This is a genomic window from Synechococcus sp. W70.1, assembly GCF_047461515.1.
In the GTDB taxonomy this organism is placed as follows: Bacteria; Cyanobacteriota; Cyanobacteriia; order Thermostichales; family Thermostichaceae; genus Thermostichus.
Genome location: NZ_JANSHH010000007.1, coordinates 43,865 through 60,943 on the forward strand (window position 1 = coordinate 43,865; position 17,079 = coordinate 60,943).

The 17,079-nt window shown below is 60.4% G+C and carries 18 protein-coding genes; 9 read left to right on the forward strand and 9 right to left on the reverse strand.

Features of this window, described 5'->3' with window-relative positions:
- Positions 1–3 precede the first annotated feature (3 nt).
- From NW808_RS01535 to NW808_RS01545, 3 genes are all read left to right on the forward strand, one after another.
- On the forward strand, positions 4–840 hold the full coding sequence (locus tag NW808_RS01535; RefSeq protein ID WP_414396145.1) for a SpoIID/LytB domain-containing protein: 837 nt from the start codon (positions 4–6) through the stop codon (positions 838–840).
- A gap of 35 nt (positions 841–875) precedes the next feature.
- Positions 876–1,973, forward strand: coding sequence for a chlorophyll synthase ChlG (gene chlG, locus NW808_RS01540; RefSeq protein ID WP_414420047.1), 1,098 nt, complete (start codon positions 876–878; stop codon positions 1,971–1,973).
- Positions 1,974–2,109: 136 nt separating this feature from the next.
- Positions 2,110–2,553, forward strand: coding sequence for a hypothetical protein (locus NW808_RS01545; protein WP_414420048.1), 444 nt, complete (start codon positions 2,110–2,112; stop codon positions 2,551–2,553).
- Here NW808_RS01545 and NW808_RS01550 read toward each other — a convergent pair.
- From NW808_RS01550 to NW808_RS01565, 4 genes are read right to left on the reverse strand one after another with little or no spacing between them, the layout of a single operon-like run.
- Entirely contained in the window at positions 2,546–3,925 is a 1,380-nt protein-coding gene (locus NW808_RS01550; protein WP_414411982.1) for an MFS transporter, read from the reverse strand. The two genes, NW808_RS01545 and NW808_RS01550, sit on opposite strands and share 8 nt — an antisense overlap.
- Positions 3,926–3,975: 50 nt before the next feature.
- Complete coding sequence (locus NW808_RS01555) at positions 3,976–4,737, reverse strand: Uma2 family endonuclease (protein WP_414420049.1); 762 nt, start codon at positions 4,735–4,737, stop codon at positions 3,976–3,978.
- 39 nt (positions 4,738–4,776) lie between these two features.
- Positions 4,777–6,180, reverse strand: a complete 1,404-nt coding sequence (locus NW808_RS01560; protein WP_414420050.1) for an aspartate ammonia-lyase — start codon at positions 6,178–6,180, stop codon at positions 4,777–4,779.
- A 9-nt stretch (positions 6,181–6,189) separates the two neighbouring features.
- Positions 6,190–6,429 carry a hypothetical protein gene (locus NW808_RS01565; protein WP_414396133.1) on the reverse strand — a complete coding sequence of 80 codons (240 nt, stop codon included), beginning with the start codon at positions 6,427–6,429 and terminating at the stop codon, positions 6,190–6,192.
- A 274-nt stretch (positions 6,430–6,703) separates the two neighbouring features.
- Between NW808_RS01565 and infC the strand changes: the two genes are divergently transcribed.
- From infC to raf1, 4 genes are all read left to right on the forward strand, one after another.
- Positions 6,704–7,273 carry a translation initiation factor IF-3 gene (gene infC, locus NW808_RS01570; protein WP_414405020.1) on the forward strand — a complete coding sequence of 190 codons (570 nt, stop codon included), beginning with the start codon at positions 6,704–6,706 and terminating at the stop codon, positions 7,271–7,273.
- 15 nt (positions 7,274–7,288) lie between these two features.
- Positions 7,289–7,753: a thioredoxin-dependent thiol peroxidase gene (gene bcp / locus NW808_RS01575; protein WP_414396129.1), complete on the forward strand. Its 465-nt coding sequence runs from the start codon at positions 7,289–7,291 to the stop codon at positions 7,751–7,753.
- Between the two features lie 75 nt (positions 7,754–7,828).
- Positions 7,829–9,706: a serine/threonine-protein kinase gene (locus NW808_RS01580; RefSeq protein WP_414420051.1), complete on the forward strand. Its 1,878-nt coding sequence runs from the start codon at positions 7,829–7,831 to the stop codon at positions 9,704–9,706.
- A gap of 126 nt (positions 9,707–9,832) precedes the next feature.
- Positions 9,833–10,912 (forward strand): RuBisCO accumulation factor 1, encoded by a 1,080-nt coding sequence (raf1, locus tag NW808_RS01585; protein ID WP_414420052.1) that lies wholly within the window; start codon positions 9,833–9,835, stop codon positions 10,910–10,912.
- A 38-nt stretch (positions 10,913–10,950) separates the two neighbouring features.
- Here raf1 and sppA read toward each other — a convergent pair whose 3' ends face one another.
- From sppA to NW808_RS01610, 5 genes are all read right to left on the reverse strand, one after another.
- A complete protein-coding gene (gene sppA / locus NW808_RS01590; RefSeq protein ID WP_414420053.1) occupies positions 10,951–11,757 on the reverse strand; it encodes a signal peptide peptidase SppA in 807 nt (268 codons plus the stop codon).
- 76 nt (positions 11,758–11,833) lie between these two features.
- Positions 11,834–12,538 carry a 3-oxoacyl-ACP reductase FabG gene (fabG, locus tag NW808_RS01595; protein ID WP_414396123.1) on the reverse strand — a complete coding sequence of 235 codons (705 nt, stop codon included), beginning with the start codon at positions 12,536–12,538 and terminating at the stop codon, positions 11,834–11,836.
- 31 nt (positions 12,539–12,569) lie between these two features.
- Positions 12,570–13,415 carry a 16S rRNA (adenine(1518)-N(6)/adenine(1519)-N(6))-dimethyltransferase RsmA gene (gene rsmA, locus NW808_RS01600; RefSeq protein ID WP_414420054.1) on the reverse strand — a complete coding sequence of 282 codons (846 nt, stop codon included), beginning with the start codon at positions 13,413–13,415 and terminating at the stop codon, positions 12,570–12,572.
- A gap of 22 nt (positions 13,416–13,437) precedes the next feature.
- Positions 13,438–15,123, reverse strand: coding sequence for an ATP-binding protein (locus NW808_RS01605; RefSeq protein ID WP_414420055.1), 1,686 nt, complete (start codon positions 15,121–15,123; stop codon positions 13,438–13,440).
- A 49-nt stretch (positions 15,124–15,172) separates the two neighbouring features.
- Positions 15,173–16,279 (reverse strand): PIN/TRAM domain-containing protein, encoded by a 1,107-nt coding sequence (locus tag NW808_RS01610; protein ID WP_414420056.1) that lies wholly within the window; start codon positions 16,277–16,279, stop codon positions 15,173–15,175.
- A 205-nt stretch (positions 16,280–16,484) separates the two neighbouring features.
- Between NW808_RS01610 and NW808_RS01615 the strand changes: the two genes are divergently transcribed.
- Positions 16,485–16,727: a NifU family protein gene (locus tag NW808_RS01615; RefSeq protein ID WP_414396728.1), complete on the forward strand. Its 243-nt coding sequence runs from the start codon at positions 16,485–16,487 to the stop codon at positions 16,725–16,727.
- An 80-nt stretch (positions 16,728–16,807) separates the two neighbouring features.
- Positions 16,808–17,079 (forward strand): site-2 protease family protein (locus NW808_RS01620; protein ID WP_414420057.1); only part of this gene is annotated, 272 nt, incomplete at its 3' end.

Below are 17,079 nucleotides of genomic sequence, written 5' to 3' on the forward strand. Positions count from 1 at the left end.
TAGATGAAAGCACGGCGTTGGCTTGCCTTCCTTGGATCCCTGCTGCTGGGCCTCTGGGGGGGAGAGGTGGAAGGCGCTTGGGCGGTAACGGTGCGGGTTCAGTTGGCTGATACCACCAGTCCTTTGGTGGTGGGGGTTTCTCTGCCTGCCCGGCTGACCAATGGTCGCGGAGAGGTGTTGGCAGATCTACCGCCCCTACGGGGGTTTTGGGCCCGCCCCAGCCGCCGGGGAGTACACCTGCACGAGGCTGTGAGCCCAGTGCTGTTCATCGAGCCGCCGGAGGGGGGTCTTGTGGCAGTCAACGGCCGCTGGTATTCCGGCAAGGTGCTCTTGATGGGCTACAACCGCGTGCAAGCCATCAATTACGTTCACCTCGAGGACTATGTGGCCAGTGTAGTGGAAGCTGAAATGGGAGCCCGCTTCTTGCCGGAGGCCCTGAAGGCGCAGGCGGTAGCTGCTCGCACTTATGTCCTCTACCACCGCAATTCCCGGCGCTGGTTTGATGTGTTTAGCGACACCCGCTCCCAGGTGTACCGCGGCCTCTCGCAGCGCTCGGCAGCCGCCCTAGAGGCAACACGGGCTACCCGCGGCGTGGTCTTGGTGTATGGAGGAAAGTTTGTCAATGCCATGTACAGCGCCAGTGCCGGAAGCCGAACTGTGGGAGTGGACGGGATCCCTTACCTGCAGAGCCTGCCGGACTTTAGTCCCTACCCCAAGTTTGGCCATGGCATTGGCATGAGCCAGTGGGGTGCCCAGGAATTGGCCCGCCGGGGCTGGAGCTACCGCCAAATTTTGGCCTACTACTACCCAGGCGTTAGACTTGCCCGCTTGCCAGACTAAGACGTTCCTTGAGGTCTTTTGAGGGAAGGGGGGAAATGCCGCAGAATAGGGATGGCTATCCCCGCTTAAGTTTGCTTGCGCACCTCACCATGAACGAAACGACTTCCTACGATCCAGCCACAGCGGCCCCTGCTGGGGATCCTGCTGCTCCCAAAACTGCCGCGGGCTCTGAAAAGGGATCCCTTGGCCGCCGTCTCCGCCAATTGCTGGGCATGAGGGGGGCGGAGGTAGAGTCTCGCTCCATCTGGCAAGTCCACCTGCAACTGATGAAGCCGGTTACCTGGATCCCGTTGATGTGGGGCTTGATCCCGGGAGCGGCTTCCTCTGGCCACTTCACCTGGACTTGGGAGAACGTGGCGCTAGTCTTGGCGGGCATGGTCCTAGCCGGCCCTCTGATGGCAGGTTACACGCAAACTCTGAACGAGTACTATGACCGCGACATCGACGCCATCAACGAGCCCTACCGCCCCATCCCTTCCGGGGCCATTTCCCTGCGGCGGGTGGTCATCCAAATCTGGGTGCTGCTGATCCTGGGACTGGCGCTGGCCTATGCCCTCGACTGGTATACTGGCCACCCCTTCCCGGTGATTACCAGCATTGCCCTGGGGGGAGCCTTGCTGGCCTACATCTACTCGGCGCCGCCCCTGAAGCTGAAGCGCAACGGCTGGCTGGGCAACTACGCCCTGGGCGCTAGTTACATCGCCCTGCCCTGGTGGACGGGCCACGCTCTATTTGGTGAGCTGAACTGGACGGTCTGCAGCCTAACCCTCCTCTACAGCTTGGCGGGCCTGGGGATTGCCGTGGTCAATGATTTCAAGAGCATGGAAGGAGATCGGCAGTTTGGCCTGGCCTCGCTGCCGGTGATGTTTGGCGCCATGGGGGCAGCCTGGATCGCGGCGCTAATGATCGACCTGTTTCAGCTTGGCATGGCCGCGTTTTTGCTGGGAGCTGGTCTAAAGCTCTACGCCGCGGTTTTGGTGCTGCTCATTCTCCCCCAGATCACCTTCCAAGACATGTACCTGCTGCGGGATCCGCTGAAGAACGACGTGAAATACCAGGCCAGTGCTCAGCCTTTTTTGGTGTTGGGCATGCTGGTGGTGGGGCTGGCGTTGGGCCGCTCAGGGCTATGGTAGTCAAGCTAAGGTGCCCATTCTGGCAACCGAGGTGACGGTTTCTGCCCTAGATTGCCCCCGCTGTCTGGGCCAAGATCAAGCCAGGGATCCCGCTGGGATGAACAGTGGGATGGCCTCGGGCCAAAGGAGGTGTTCGATGAAGCTGTTTCTTCCCCTCCAACTTAGCCTGAGCCTGGCTTTGCTCTTGTGGGCTGACGCTCCTGCCCAGGCGCAGCAGATTGTCATCGACGAGCGTGGGATTGTTGTCGAACCCAGCCCAGGTGGCCTGCTCATTCCCAACCAGCCGCTTTTTGCTCCGATCCCACCCGGGAGAGTTCCTTTTTCCATCGATGCAGAGGGCCAAGTGGTCTCTGCCCCTGGCTATCGCTGCAGTGCCGCTACCGCTGCCGACAACTCTCCCATCCTCTGCCGATCCCAGTTCAACCCCAGCGATGTGGTGGTGTACGAGCGGGATGGCCGCCCCAACACCCTCTTTGCCGACAACCTCGTGATCCGGCCCACCGGCAGCGGCCTGCGGATTCTGCCCAACCCTGGGCCGGGGCAGTCCTCTGGCAGTGGCCTGCGCATTATCCTCAACTAAGAGGCGAGGAGCGGCCAGCCCGTCTTGCTTCCAGTTCCTGCAGGATCTGCCGATGGCGCTGCCGGGTAATGGGGTAAAGCCACACTAGACAAATGCCGCCAATCAAAGCCACTGCCGGCAGGGGGCCGATGGCGAGGCGGATGGCCAGCAAGGCTGATTCGGGCTGGGAAGGCAGAGGCTCTCCAGCTACCGAAGGGATAAAGCCAGCCCAATCTAGAACTTGCCCCAGGAAAAACAGCCCCAGCCCCAGGCCTACCTTTTGCAGGAACACCATCAAGGCATAGAAGATCCCTTCCCGCCGCTCCCCGGTTTGCAGCTCGTCCAGGTCAATGACATCTGGCAACATCGACCAAGGTCCGAGGTAGGCCGTGGCTGAAACTCCTGCTCCTGCCAACAACGCCAGCGCAATCATGAGCTGCTCCTGGCCGGGCTGTAGGAAGAACAGGCCTGCCTGCGCGATCAACCAGAACCCCGCCCCGATCAGGTACATGGCGCGCTTGCCTAGCCGGGCGCTCAGTCGCGTCCAGGCAAACAGGGTCAGCACGGCAACGCTCTGAACCGCCAGCACCACCAGGGAAATCCACACCTCGGGCAAGTCCATCCAGAAAACGATGAAGTAGGGGATGATGGTGGCCGTAAACTGAAATGCCAGCCAGGAACACAGGTAGATGCCGCTTACAAATAGATAGGGGCGGTTGCTGAGGGCCACCCCCAACTGCTGGAGCAAAGGCAGCGGATCCCGCCAGGACTGATGCCGTTCCCGCACCCCCCAAAAGCAAAGCACTAGAGGCAGAGTGGAGATTACCCCAAAACAGCTCCCTGCCAGCAAATGCCCACTAGCTCGATCCGGCAGCAGGTTAACCAAGAGGGGAAAAGTGGCCACCGCAACCATGCTGCCCCCCACCGAGAAAGCAAAGCGGAATTGGTTAAGCTGGGTGCGCTCGTCGTAATCCTGGGTCAGCTCCGCCGTCAGGGAGGCATAGGGGATGTTGGCAGCCGAGTAGAAGGCGTTAAACAGCAGCGACACCGCCAGGTAGTAGGCAAACAGAAGCCCAGTTCGACCGGGAAAAGGGATCCACCACTGCGCTACAAAGGTTAGGCCAAAAGGGATGGCTGAAAACAGGAGCCAGGGGCGGCGGCGACCCCAACGGCTGCGAGTGCGGTCGCTGAGGAGGCCGATAATGGGATCGTTGATGGCATCCCAAAAGCGGGTGAGGGCGGAGATGCTGCCGGCCAAGCCTGCTGCCATGCCGACGGTGTTGGTGAGAAAGGGCAGCAGGAAAAAAATGAGGATACTGGCCGTCATGCCCGTGCCCAGATCCCCCACCCCGTAGGCCAGCTTTGTCTGCAGGCTGAGTTGTTGTCTGGTCATCATCCCCCCTGGAATGCCAGGATTCCAGTGTAGGGGGTATGGGGATCCCTTTAAAGCTCAGGGTCTTCTCCCAGCTCTCGGAGCCGCTGGGCCAGTCGTTCGGCCCGGGAGCGTTCTAGGTCTGCCCGCTGCCGCTCCATTTCTGCCCGTTCCCGTTCCCTTTCTGCTCTTTGCCGTTCTAACTCTGCCCGTTGCCGCTCTAACTCCGCTGCCGTGGGCAACAATTGCCCTGCTCTGTCGTACCAGCGCACCCAAAAGCGTTCTCGCCCCTCGTAGGATCCCCACCACCGACCGATGCTCAAGTCCAAATCGGGCAACAGAATTGGGGGATGTTCCCCAGCGCCTGAGCCGGGGAGCAGCTCATAGTGTCCGCCTTGGAGCTGATAAACGTTCAACTCACTGGTCTCTAGCTCGAAGGTGACGTAGTAAGGGATCCGCAGCCGCCTTTCATAGAGCTGGAACTTGGCTTGCCCGGGTTTTTCTTCCCCCAGGTCGTTGCAAATGATCTCCAAGATGAGGACAGGCAAGATATTCCCTTCATCCCAAACCACATAGCTTTTGCGGGCAGTGCCATCCCGCCAACGAGGAACCCCTAGCACTAGAAACAAATCTGGAACAACGACCTGCCGGGGTAGGGCGTAGTAAAGGCCCATATTGCAAGCCACAAAAAAGTCTTGCCGGTCTGACCAGTGCAGCAGCAGTGGTTCCCGCAGCAGGGGGTATTGGCGGCCTTGATCCTCGTTGTCCAAGGGAGTGTCGTCTGTGTCGGGCAGGTCGTGCTGGGTGGGCCAGCGATAAGGGGTAACGGTCATGGTCAGGGGGAAGCAGTACACCTCCACTCTAGCAATGGGTCAGGCCTGCATCTGGCTCATCGCCTCCAGATCCAGTACCTTGGCCACTTCTTCCGGGCCCATCAAGTTGCGCTCCAACAGGATCTGGCGGATGGGCTTCCCGGTTTCCAGGGAGATCTTGGCCACCTCTGCCGCCTGCAAGTAGCCAATGTAGGGATTGAGGGCAGTCACCAAAGCCAGGGTTCCCTCGGCATAGCTGCGACAGCGATCTGCCTGGGCCTTGATGCCGCGGACGCAGCGCTCAGTAAAGACGCGCAGGCTGTTGTTGAGGATCTGCAAGCTATGCAGGAGGTTATAGGCAATCAGCGGCATCATCACGTTGAGCTCAAATTGCCCTGCCTGAGCTGCCAAGGTGATGGCGGTGTCTAGCCCGATTACCTGAAAGCAGACCATGTTCAGCATCTCAGCTATCACCGGGTTGTACTTGCCAGGCATGATGGAGGAGCCAGGCTGCACGGGTGGCAGTTGGATCTCTTTGAGGCCAGTTTTGGGGCCAGAGTCCATCAGGCGTAGGTCGTTGGCCACTTTGATGCCGTCTTGGGCCAGGTTGCGCAGGGATCCCGACAGGTGCACAAAGGGAGCCATGCTCTGCATAGCCGCCATGGGATGGGGAGCCGGTGTGAGGGGCAACTGGGTGTACTCTGCCAGCCGCTGCACCACCTTCTGCCGGTACTGGGGGTGGGTGTTGAGGCCGGTGCCCACGGCGCTTCCCCCTAGCCCCAAGCTGCACAGGGCTTGGCTGGCCTCCTCGATCCACTGACGATGTTGGGCAAAGATGGCTGCGTAGGCGCCGAAGCTGTCTCCCAGGCGCACCGGCACGGCATCCTGCAAATGGGTGCGGCCCGCCTTGAGGATGTCGCGAAACTCCTGGGCCTTTTGCTCCAGCGCCGCCACCAGGTTGTCCAGCGTGCCCAAAAGATCCCGCCGCACCCGCAGCAGGGCTGCCAGGCGAATGGCGGTGGGAATGACATCGTTGGTGGATTGGCCGTAGTTGACATGGTCGTTGGGGCTGACCCGCTCGTACTTGCCCTTGGGCTCCCCTAGGATCTCCAAAGCCCGGTTGGCCAGCACCTCGTTGACGTTCATGTGGTGGGAGGTGCCTGCCCCGGCCTGGTACACATCCACCACAAACTGATCCCGCAGGGATCCCTGCAGGATCTCATCGGCTGCTTGAACAATGGCCCTGGCCACCTCCACTGGAATGCAGCCCAGCTCGCCGTTGACCTCCGCCGCCGCCTTTTTAATCAGCACGCAGGCTTCCACGTACTCTGGCAGCGGCTTGAGGCCGCTGATGGGAAAATTCTCCAGGGCGCGGGCCGTTTGAATGCCGTAGTACACCGACTGGGGCAGTTGCCACTCCCCCATCGAGTCTCGTTCGCTGCGCACCTGTGAAGGCATGGCCATTTGGCTGGCTTAGCTGGCGGGGTTGGATCCCTTTTCCTGCAAAGCAGCCAACTGCTGGCTGAGGCGCTCGTTGTTTTCCGCCAAGACCAGCACCATGGCTGCACAGGCCAAGTGAACTGCCGCCCGAAACTCTGCCGAAGTCTTATACTGGGCCAACGCCTCGCTGTCGCCTTCGCGGGGGCTAAGGATCAGTTGGACGGACTTTTGAGCCAGCTCTTTCAGTTCTCGTTCCGTTAAACCCAGTTGCACCGCTTTTGCCCTCCCTGTAAACTAGAAGGCTAACTTTGCCCCACCCTCTTTGCCAGCAGGGCTGCCACCTGGCTATCCTACCGCAGTTGTTACCCCAATCCAGCAGTATTTTTCCCGTGGGCAAGCCCAAAGCTTCTAGAAAGAAACAGGAAATACCGGCTAGTATAAGTGCAGAAGCTTCTGCCCTTCTGGCCAATAACAGGGTTTTTTGCCCATTGGCCGGCAGCGGCGCAAAGTAAACTAAATTCTGTTGTTCGTTCAGAGAGAGGAGAACTTGTCCGTCGAACGTCCACTTGACCCCTCTTCCCCCAAGCAGCGCGCAGAGCTGCCCGCTATCAACGAGCGGATTCGCTTCCCCAAAATCCGTCTCATCGATACCGATGGCACCCAGCTGGGGATCATGAGTCCTCAGGAAGCGCTGCGCATAGCAGAGGAAAAGGATCTGGACTTGGTCTTGGTGAGTGACAAAGCGGATCCTCCTGTCTGCCGCATTATGGACTACGGCAAGTTCAAGTTTGAGAAAGAGAAAAAAGAACGGGAGGCCCGCAAGAAACAACACACTGCCGAGATCAAGGAAGTGAAGTTTCGCTACAACATCGGCGAGCACGACTACCACGTGCGCCTGCGGAGTGCCCAACAGTTCCTGGGGGAGGGAGACAAGGTGAAGGCTACGGTAATGTTCCGTGGCCGCGAGGCACAGCACGCCGAGCTGGGGGAAGAGTTACTGCACCGCTTGTTCAGAGACTTACAAGAGGTGGCGGAAATGCAGCAGCCTCCCCAGAAGGAGGGTCGGAACATTACGATGATCCTTGCTCCTAAACCTGCTCCTAAAAAATCAACCTAAGGAGGGATCTTGCCCATGCCCCTTGCTGTTGGGGATCCTGCCCCGGAGTTTACCCTGCCGGATGCCGAGGGTAGGCCGATTAGCCTCAGCCAACTGCGGGGCCAGCGGGTGGTGCTCTACTTCTACCCACGGGACAACACTCCCGGCTGCACCAAAGAAGCCTGCGGCTTTCGGGACACCTATGCCGACTATCGAGCCCACGGGATTCAGATCCTGGGGGTGAGCCCCGACGATGCCCGCTCCCACCAAAAGTTTGCCCAGAAGCTGCAACTGCCCTTTCCGTTGTTGGTGGATGAGGGGGCTAAGGTGGCCACTGCCTACGGGGTCTACGGCCCGAAAAAGTTCATGGGCAAAGTCTACAACGGCGTCCACCGCACCACCTTCGTTATCGACCCGGAGGGGAAGATCGAGGCCGTTATCACTAAGGTCAAGGTGGAAACCCACGCGGCAGAACTGCTCAAGCAGCTAACCGGCTCCTAGCCTTTGGAGCTCAGCAGAGTTTTTGCTGGTGGATCCCGCCCCAAGCAAGGAAAGCGATTCCCCTTGGGCTAGACTGTGTCCCGGCGCACCCGCACCACCAAGTCAATCCACGACAGCTACCAGATCCTAGGCTTGGCTGGACAAGGACAGTATGGGCGAGTCTTCTGCGCCCGGCCCCGCCAAGGAGGGAAGCTGGTGGCTCTCAAGGAGCTGCCGCTGGAGCGCTTTCCCACCCCTAACCTACTGCGGGAGCTGCGCTATCTGCTGACGTTAAACCACCCCAACATCACCCGCTGTTACGCCCTGGAACATGCCCGCGAGGGGCGCTATCTGGTGTTGGAGTACTGCGAGGGAGGTACCCTGCGGGAGCTGATCAACCAGGTGGAGCAGGGGCTGTGGCTGCCCGTCAAGCTGGTTTTGGGCTTTGTGGATCAGATCCTGGCTGGCCTAGACCATGCCCATGGGCAGGGAGTCATTCACTGCGATGTAAAGCCCGAGAACATTTTGCTTAAGCCCACGCCCCAGGGCTGGCAACTGAAGTTGACCGATTTTGGCATTGCCCGCCAGCCGCAGCCAGTTCCTCGGGAGAGCGCTGCTACCGGCTCACCGGCCTACATGGCTCCCGAGCGGTTCTACGGTCAGTTTAGCCCTGCCTCGGATCTCTATGCGGTGGGAATCATCCTGCTGGAGCTGTTGACGGGCCGGCGGCCCTTTTCCGGATCTCCCCCCCAGTTGATGCACGCCCACCTCAACCAGCGGTTTGTCTGTCCGGAGGGGATCCCGGCGCCTTTGCAGGAGGTGCTAGAGGTGGCTTTGCGCAAGCTGCCCCTGCGGCGGTTCCGCACAGCAGCGCAGATGCGTTCGGCCCTGGCGGCGGTTGCCCAGAAGTGGCAAGAGCCAGCTGCCTGTTGGGTTGGCCCGCGCCTGCTGCGCCAGTCCCCCCCCGGGGTTCAGGTTTGGGATCTGCCAGCCAACGGCGGCTTGCAGAAGTTTTATGTCTGTGAGGATCCCAGCGGCTGCCGTTCCCCCCTGCTGCTGCGAGTTACCCCCCAGAGCTTAGAGTGGCTGGAACTCCAGACCCTTGCCCTGGGGGCGCCGCCGCTGGCCTGTTTTCCCTTGGCCGAGCCCCTGCAGGAGGTGGTGTTCCTGGGGACTTTTCCAGAAGCCCTGGCTGTTTCCAAAAGTAGCCTTCTGCACCTCAGTCCCACCCGCATCCGCACCCTCCTGAGTTTTGAGGAGAGGTGGCAAGCCACCTGGCTAGAGGAGCGCCAGGAGCTCATCTGGGCCACTGCCAAGGAAATTGGGGCAGTGCAATGGCTGCCAACTGGGCCAACTGCAGCTCAACCTTTTCCCGAGTTCCACTGCTACTTCCGCTGGCCTTGGCAGGTGCCAACGGGATCCCTGCCCCGTTTACTGGCCCTCTCGGAGCAGCTGGTGCTGCTAGTAGGGCGGGGACGGCAATGGGTGGACATGAGCGTGTTGCCCTATCCAGGAGTTGGGCAGACGGGAGTGCAGCCGCTTTGCTATCGCCTGCCGCTAGATCCCCGAGGGGAGGTGCTCAGCTTGGGAGAACGGCTGCTATTCGCCCCTAGCGAGGGCGAGAGACAGGGCGGCTGCCCCCACCTTGGCGTAGTCCAGCTCAACCCGCTGCGCCTGCGCCGCTGGTTTTTAAAAGGGTGGCCTGTCCAGATAGCCAAGGCCCCTTGGGGCGTGCTGCTGCTGTGTCAGGAGGGGGAGGGGTTCTTGTCCCTCTGGCTGTACAGCAAGGGGGGGGACCCCTTGGCCCAGGTGGCCGTGCCCGCCGCCTCCAGAGTGTTGCAGGTGGGAAAAAAGGGACGGGTCTGGCTGCAGGTGCCCAAGGCCGGGGAGCTGCAGGGCTTTGAGCTATGGCAATTGGATTTCAACCAGTTGCCAGGGGAGGGCCATGCTGCCCGAGTAATCCCCTTGGACTAACTTGGTCCAGGGAAAGTCCTTAAAATCGTACTCTAACCTGGCCTCGGCGTGGCCAGCTGCCGCCCTTTGGGATTCCAGTGGATCTTTGCCCTGCTTTCTGGTAGTGGTTGCGGAGGAAGCTTTGCCATGAGTCAGCATTTGCCTGAACCCTCCCCCAGCGGGTTGCTGGAGCAGCTGCGGCGCAGGGAGGGAGGGTGGTTGGACTGGGCCAAGGCCTGCCAAAGCTTGCAGCACCAGAAAATGACCCCCCAGGCCATCTTTGAGGCAACGGGGCTTGAGCCTGCCCAACAAAACCAGATGGTTGTTGCCGCCCAAGTCTACGAGGGAATGGCCAAGGCAGGCGCCAGCGCGGCCCTCTTGGAGCACTTTGCCCAGCGAGGTAGCGACATCCTCTACGAGCTGCGCATCCTCTCCCCCAAGGATCGCATCCGGGTAGCGGAGCTGGTGGTCAGCCGCAACCTAGGTGCCGGGGAGGCCCACGAGATTGCTCGGGCTGTGAAAAGCTATGCCCAACTGCGGCAGCTTCCGGAAGGGTTTACGGATCACCCCGGCGACGCAGTGGCCTATCAAGCCTGGAAGACTGCCCAGCAAAGCCGCGATCTGCAGGAGCGGACACGGGCCATTGGCCGGGCTCTCCAGTATGTCCACAGCGAAACCGCCCGCCGCCAGATCGAGCAGCTCCTGACGACGCTGGCTCTCGGCTCCCGGCGCAAGCTCTTGCCCAGGCTGTCGGTATTTCGCCCGGAAGAGGAGTTGCCTCGCTTGTTGCCCGTGGCCGGATCCCTGCCGCTAGCCACCGCCACTTGGGAAGGGATCCCTCCTGCTGCACCGCAGGGGCCTTTTGGCTGGGTCAGCAGTGCGGCTGGACAGATGTGGATAGCTTTGCCCGCTTGGCCAGCCCTTCAGAGGGCCGCTGATCCCGTGGCCCTGCAGGTGGAAAATCAACTCCTGGGATCCCTCTTGGACCAGCCGGTGGCCGCTGAGGAGGAGCGGGATCCCGTCCTGCTAGTGGTCGATCGCGCCGTTCGCACCTGGGAAGGGAGAGCGGGGGTTTTTCTAGTGGATCGGGAGGGATGGCTCTCCCTGGAGTGGATCGACGAGGACTTGCCCCCCTCTCCCCTCTTGGGTCAAGTGCTAATGGCCATACGCCCGCCCCGCATCTTCGATGAGGAGGTGGCCCAAGATCCCTGGCAGCTAGAGGAGTAAGCAGCGGCTCTTTTCACGCGGCCGCTAAGAGGGGCCCTTCAAGGGCCGGTGTAAAGCCACAGGGGCAAGCCAGAAGTACTGACCTCAAAGTGCAACCGTTCCAGGGCCTCTGCGACGGGCAGGAAGCGGGCCCACCCCCTGCGCCGGGGCAGCAGATCGTAGAACTTGGCCTCTGGTGGCAGCCCTGCGAGTTCAGCCGCCCAGAGGCGAGCATCTTCTTCCGTTCCCAAGCGATCAACTACTCCCAAGTGCAGCGCTTGCTCGCCACTGAAAATGCGGCCATCGGCAAAGGTTTTGACCACACTCACGCTCAGCCGTCGCGCCGCTGCAACGGTGTGCACGAACTGGTTGTAGGTGATGTCGATCAGCTCCTGGAGGATGTTGCGCTCTTCGGGAGTCAGCTCGCGATCAAAGGAGAGGATATCTTTGTAGGGGCCGGACTTAATTACCTTAAAGGAGATCCCAATTTTGTCTAGCAGCTTTTCAAGGTTGTTGCCGCGAATGATAACACCAATGCTGCCAGTGATGGTGCCAGGGTTGCTGACAATTTTTTCCGCTCCCATGGCAATGTAAACTCCCCCCGAGGCTGCGATGTTGCCAAAGCTAGCCACAATGGGGATACCTTTTCGATCCCGCAGGCGCACAAGGGCGCTGTAGATTTCCTGCGAGTCCGCCACCGTCCCGCCAGGGCTGTCGATGCGCAGCACCACGGCAGGGATCTGTTTTTCTTCCACCTCTTTCAAGGCTTTGAGAACCCGCTCCCGGGTTTTGCTATCGATAACTCCCGCCACCTCAATGCGGCCAATTTGCCGACGTAAACCACCCGAGAACCATTGCTTCAGCATAGTAAAGAACGGCACAAAAATAAGCCCATATCTCCTATCATGGTAAGGTGCTTGGTGGCTGGGTCAACCAACTGGATTAGACATTGCCATACACCGGGATCGCTGCCCCTCTGAGATCGCGGGCTGCTTCCGAGACCAAAAAGGCAATCACCTGCCCAATCGACTCCGGCTTCACCCACAGCTCTGCCTGCTCAGATCCCATGGCGGCGCGATTGGCGGGGGTGTCAATAATGCTGGGCAGGATGACGTTGGCGGTGATGTCGGTGCCTCTGGTCTCGGCGGCAATGGTGCGGGTGAGGGCCACTACCCCGGCTTTGGAGGCACAGTAGGCCGCCAGCTGAGATCCCGGTTCTACTGCCCCTCGGGAGGCTATCGTTACGATTCGTCCATAACCCTGTTGCCACATCTTGCGCAGGCTGTGCTTGCAGGCCAAAAAAGTGGTGGTGAGATTGAGGTCGAAGTCGCGCCGCCAAGCTTCTAGGCTGTACTCGTGGGTGGGGCCCATGGCAAAGCCACCCACCAGGTGCACCAAGCCATCGACGCGGGGCAGATCGTCAATGAGCCGGGCCACAGCCGCTTCGTTCAGCAAGTCCACCTGCACAAAGCGCACCCGATCCAGGCTATTGGCTGGCAGGCGCTGCCGCAAAGCAGCCAGCTCCTCTTCTTGGCGGTAGGTCAAGGTCAACGCTGCCCCTGTGTCCAGGAGCACAGGGGTTACTCCCAGCCCCAGCCCACCGGTACCTCCAGTAACAAGGATCTGTTTGCCCTGGTTGTTGAGCATAGGTTGTTCTGGGCGAGAACTCCCTCTCACCCTACCGCGGTTTTCCCTTGCCGGAAACGGCAGCCATCCTAGGCATCTGCTCCAGCAGTAGATTGCTCAGGGCCAGCCAATCGCCCAGATCCAGCTCTTCGGCGCGCGCCGTGGGGCTGAGGCGGAGTTGGGCCAGAGCGGCGGCCACGGTCTCGCGATCCACGAGCCCTCTTAGAGCGTTGACAAGTTGCTTGCGGCGGGCAGAGAAGCCCTGGCAAACCAGTTGGGAGAACCAGCGGGGATCGTGGGCGGGGGTGGGGGCAGGGCGGGGAGTGAGGCGAACCACTGCTGACTCCACTTGGGGAGGAGGCTGGAAGGCGCTAGGGGGCACGCGGCAGATGAGCTCGCACTCAGCTAGGTAACGCACCCGCACACTCAAAGCGCCGTAGGCTTTGCTGCCGGGGCTGGCCTGCAGGCGCTCAGCCAGCTCTTTTTGCACCATCAAGACGATGCGCTCAAACTGCCTCACCGGCTGGGCTGGGGATCCCAGAACTTTCTCCAAAATGGGGCCAGTGAGGTTGTAGGGGATGTTGGCCACCAGCAGGCGGGGCTGAGGCGGGAGCGGCAGGCGCAGAAAATCTCCCTCCAATAGCTGAAAGCGGGACTCGTTGGCAAAGCGCTTGCGCAGCAACTGGCACAGATCCCGATCGATCTCCACTGCCACCACCTGGGCGCCTTGGGCCAACAGCCGCCGTGTTAACTGCCCCGTACCTGGGCCAATCTCCAGCACCCAGGGGGGATCCCTGCCCTCTTGGGGTGGTGGCAACTGGGCGGCCTCCACAATTGCCGCGTGGACAGCAGGATCTTTGAGCCAATGCTGGCCAAAGCGCTTGCGGGGATAGGGCATGGGTGGGCTGTCGGCTGGAGAATCAGGGTGAGACCGGCGTCTTCTCCTGGGGCAGGTTGGGATCCCTCCCTGGGAGAGGCTGGCGGTAGAGCGGCACGGTAAAGGTAACGGTGGAGCCCAATCCCTCTCCCAAGCTGTAGAAATGGATCTCCCCCCCCATTGCCTGCACCAGGCGTTGGCTGATGGCCAAGCCTAGGCCGGTGCCCCCGTACTGGCGAGTGGTGGAGCCATCTACCTGGGTGAAGGCCTGGAACAGCTTTTGCTGCTTTTCCAACGACACGCCGATCCCGGTGTCGATAACGCGAATGCGGGCCATCCCTGGCTCGCCAGGCAGGAGGTCTGCTCGCACCGTTACCGAACCCTTGGGGGTAAACTTGATGGCATTGCCCACTAGGTTAAGCATCACCTGCAGCAGGCGTTGGTAGTCGCCGTAGAGCAAAATGGGCTCCGCCCTGGGGGGCAGGTGAAAGCTGAGCTGCAATCCCTTTTGACTGGCCTGCAAACTGGTTTTGGCCTCCACATCCTTGAAGAGGTCTTGCAGGTCGCAGGGTTGAAACTGCAACTCCAGTTTGCCGGCTTCAATTTTGGCAATATCCAGCACGTCGTTGATTAAGGCCAACAGGTGCAGGGCAGAGCGGTAGGCTTCCTGCAAAAAGTCCAGCTCCTCTTCCCGGCTTTCGGCCATTCCGTCCAGTACCAGCCTAATGAAGCCGATGATGCTGTTTAAAGGGGTGCGCAGCTCGTGGGAGGTGTTGGCCAGAAATTGGCTTTTGAGTTGGTTGGCCGATTCTGCTTGGGCGCGGGCCAGTTCTAGCTCTTTGTTTTTCTGAAGCAAGGTTTGGTTAGCCAGTTGCAGACGGGTGGCCAGTTGGCGACTTTGTTCGAGCAACCTGGCGTGGGCAATGGCAGTACCCAAGTAGGTGGCAATAATCTGCAGCAGCTGGAAGTGGCCGGTCTGCCAGGCAGGAGCTGTCTTGGGGGGCAGCACTTCTAGCCAAAGCAAGCTGTTGGGATAGCTGCGGTAGCACATGGCCACGGCTAGGTGGCGTTCTGTTACCACTGGCTCTTCCTGTCTAAGGGCCTGGAGCAAATGGGGGTGATCTCCTAGCCGCAGCGTCTGGTTGAGCAGCGAGGGAGTTTCCGGATAGCGGCGGTACTCGGCGTTAACCGTCAGGAAATCCTGTCCCACCTCGTAGAGGGCAAGTAGACACCGATCCACCCCAAACAACTGCCCCAACTGTTCTACCGTCTGCTGGCACAGCTCGCGGATACCTGCCGAGTGGCCAATGCTGCGCAGAAGCTGAGCTGTAACCGCCTGGAGCGGCTCACCGTCACTGAAGGAATAGGGCGACCTAGGAGTCTTGCTTGTCCCTCCAGCCAAGTTGAAGGGCGTTGCCCCCAGCACTCTACCCACCACCGCAACAGCTACCACCTCCCCCTCTGTATCCCGCACGGGGTTGAGGCAAAGGTGCAAATGCAGCTTGTAGCGGGGCGAGAGGACTTGGCATTCGTGCTGCAGGGGCTCCCCTGCCGCAAACACCTGGCTGAGCTTGGCTTGGTACTCCTCCCCGTTCACCAACTCCCACCTCTGCTGGGCAGCCACAATCTGCTGCGGGTAGATGCCGTAGCTCTCAGCGCCTTCCCAGTAAAAGCTTTGAAAGCGCTGCTGGCGATCCTGCGTGTAGAGGATGAGATCCGGTCGAAGCACACCCACCTTGCTTTGAGCTTTGAAAAACCAAGCTCTTGGGATCCAGAACTTAGGTTTTTGCAGAGGAAGCTGAGGTAGTGGGGTTGGAGTCTCTGTCGGCAAGGCGGGCAAAGAGCATTCGCCCTGCCGAGGTCTGGATGGAGCCAGTAACCACGACCGAGCGAGTTTTGCCTACGGCCCGCTGTCCCTCTTCCACCACCACCATCGTGCCATCTTCCAGATAGCCTACCCCCTGGCCTGGCTCCTTGCCCTCACGAGTAATCCTGATGTCGAAGCTATCGCCAGCGATGTAGATAGGCCGCAAAGCCTCGGCCAGCTCGTTGACATTCAGCACCTTGATCCCTTGCAGCAGAGCTACCTTCTTTAGGTTGTAATCAGTAGTTACCAGCGTCCCACCCACACTTTGGGCAAGGCGCACCAGCTTCTCGTCGACGGTGTTTAGGTCAGGGTAGTTGGCTTCGTGGATAACAAAGCAGTTGGGGTTGGCCTGGCGAAGGGCCTGCAGCGTATCCAGCCCCCTCCGACCCCGCTCCCGTTTTTGGGGATCGGCCTTGTCAGCAATGGCCTGTAGCTCGGCAATCACAAAGCGGGGAACGACTAGCGTTCCCTCCAGAAAGCCCTTCTCAATCAACTGAGCCACGCGCCCGTCAATGATGGAGCTGGTATCCAAAACCTTGGGGCTGGCTGCCACCACACTCCCTTCTGCTGCCGCCTGTAGGGCATAGTTAGGGTTGAATAGGCGCAACAGCGCCGGGCCGTGGGTATCGGCCAAACTCACTCCCAAGTAGGCAAAGGAGAGGCTAAAGAAGACAGAGGCCAGGGGTTCCAGAAAATTGTTCAGCTCCTGGGGCAGGGGCAGTAAATAGACAGGAGCCATAGCCAAGTTGGCAATCACCAGGCCAATGACCAATCCTACCGAGCGGCTAATCAACACATCCGGTGGCAGCGAGCGCACGTTGGCCTCGAAGCGGCGGTAGCCCCAGCGCACCAGGGATCCCAGCGCCAAACCTGCCAAGGCCCCAAAGCCGCCAGTAACCACGCGCGCCCCTTCGACGTTGGCTCCTTCAAGAGCAGCAGGGGGGAGCAAATCCAGGCCGTAGAACCCAAGGCCCGAGCCCGCTAAGATGAAGATTGCAATGAGTAAAATGTCCAACATGGCGCGGAAAGTGCCCCTGCTGGGAATGGCAAGCTGTCAGCAAGGGGCAAACCTGCCCCCTATTCTAGTCTTCGGGCTGGAGGCGGATCTCCTCCCCAAACTCTAGAAAAAGGAGGCTATGCTGAAAAAGGGCGATCCCTGGCCGGCTTAAGTGCTAGTCAAGCTTAACGCCACCAATCAAGGTCTGAGCAAGCTAGAAGGAACCATGGCCCAAACCCTAGAACTAACTGCCGAAAATGTGGAAAAAGTCCTCAACGAGCTGCGCCCCTATCTGCAAGCTGATGGCGGCAATGTAGAGCTGGTGGAGATCGATGGCCCAGTGGTGAAGCTGCGCCTGCAGGGGGCCTGTGGCGCCTGCCCCAGTTCTACCCTAACCCTGAAGATGGGCATTGAGCGCAAGTTGCGGGAGAGGATCCCCGACATCCTAGAAGTGGAGCAGGTGTTCTGAGGATCCCTGCCCCGAGGACTTCGGGCTGAATTCCCCTCTCTTGCGAGGGTAGCTGTCTCCTCTTTTGTTGTTGCCAGCACATGCCGATTCTTCTCTCCATCGCCATCCTAGCCCTCCTCATTCTGGTGCACGAGGCGGGCCACTTCGCAGCAGCCAAACTGCAAGGGATCCACGTCAACTGCTTTTCGCTGGGGTTTGGCCCCGTGCTGTGGCGCTACCAGGGCAAGGAAACAGAGTATGCCATTCGCGCGCTGCCCTTGGGAGGCTACGTAGGGTTTCCTGACGATGACGAGCGCTCCCCCGGGGGGGGGGGGGGGGGGGGGGGGGGGGGGGGGGGGGGGGGGGGGGGGGG

What these genes read in the sequence shown, in the direction of transcription:
- NW808_RS01535 (WP_414396145.1), top strand. Translation starts at nt 4, where the DNA reads ATGAAAGCACGGCGTTGGCTTGCCTTCCTTGGATCCCTGCTGCTGGGC.
- chlG (WP_414420047.1), top strand. Translation starts at nt 876, where the DNA reads ATGCCGCAGAATAGGGATGGCTATCCCCGCTTAAGTTTGCTTGCGCAC.
- NW808_RS01545 (WP_414420048.1), top strand. Translation starts at nt 2,110, where the DNA reads ATGAAGCTGTTTCTTCCCCTCCAACTTAGCCTGAGCCTGGCTTTGCTC.
- NW808_RS01550 (WP_414411982.1), bottom strand. Translation starts at nt 3,925, where the DNA reads ATGACCAGACAACAACTCAGCCTGCAGACAAAGCTGGCCTACGGGGTG.
- NW808_RS01555 (WP_414420049.1), bottom strand. Translation starts at nt 4,737, where the DNA reads ATGACCGTTACCCCTTATCGCTGGCCCACCCAGCACGACCTGCCCGAC.
- NW808_RS01560 (WP_414420050.1), bottom strand. Translation starts at nt 6,180, where the DNA reads ATGGCCATGCCTTCACAGGTGCGCAGCGAACGAGACTCGATGGGGGAG.
- bcp (WP_414396129.1), top strand. Translation starts at nt 7,289, where the DNA reads ATGCCCCTTGCTGTTGGGGATCCTGCCCCGGAGTTTACCCTGCCGGAT.
- raf1 (WP_414420052.1), top strand. Translation starts at nt 9,833, where the DNA reads ATGAGTCAGCATTTGCCTGAACCCTCCCCCAGCGGGTTGCTGGAGCAG.
- sppA (WP_414420053.1), bottom strand. Translation starts at nt 11,757, where the DNA reads ATGCTGAAGCAATGGTTCTCGGGTGGTTTACGTCGGCAAATTGGCCGC.
- fabG (WP_414396123.1), bottom strand. Translation starts at nt 12,538, where the DNA reads ATGCTCAACAACCAGGGCAAACAGATCCTTGTTACTGGAGGTACCGGT.
- rsmA (WP_414420054.1), bottom strand. Translation starts at nt 13,415, where the DNA reads ATGCCCTATCCCCGCAAGCGCTTTGGCCAGCATTGGCTCAAAGATCCT.
- NW808_RS01610 (WP_414420056.1), bottom strand. Translation starts at nt 16,279, where the DNA reads ATGTTGGACATTTTACTCATTGCAATCTTCATCTTAGCGGGCTCGGGC.
- NW808_RS01615 (WP_414396728.1), top strand. Translation starts at nt 16,485, where the DNA reads ATGGCCCAAACCCTAGAACTAACTGCCGAAAATGTGGAAAAAGTCCTC.